Origin of the sequence: Streptomyces silaceus (assembly GCF_001419745.1) — a bacterium.
In the GTDB taxonomy this organism is placed as follows: domain Bacteria; phylum Actinomycetota; class Actinomycetes; order Streptomycetales; family Streptomycetaceae; genus Streptomyces; species Streptomyces silaceus.
In genome coordinates this window covers 1,219-1,476 of the sequence record NZ_LIRJ01000350.1, presented here as the reverse complement: position 1 = coordinate 1,476, position 258 = coordinate 1,219, and the positions used below count along the sequence as shown (strand labels likewise).

Annotated in this window: 1 protein-coding gene; it reads right to left on the bottom strand. The window is 75.2% G+C overall.

The genetic code is table 11. The features are described 5' to 3' along the window. A partial coding sequence (locus AOK22_RS28825; protein WP_167357895.1) for a hypothetical protein occupies nucleotides 1-258 on the bottom strand: 258 nt, incomplete at both ends.

The following is a 258-nucleotide window of genomic DNA, read 5'->3' as shown; positions in this document are numbered from 1 at the left end:
CCCCCTTCCCCGCGCCCTTCTCCTCCCTCATCTCCGCACCGCTCCAGCGCCGCGAGCGACCGCAGCCCCAGCAGGGCGTCCCGCACCATGAGGTCCTCGTCGCCGACCCAGCCGAGCGCGGGCAGGGCGAGCGCCGCCTGGGCGCTGATGACGAGTCGGGTGAGGTCGATTTCACCGCGCGCGGCGGCGAAGGCCGCGTAGCCGAGGACCGCTGCCTCGGCGAGCACCACGAACCCCACCGAACCGTAGGCGCGCCGC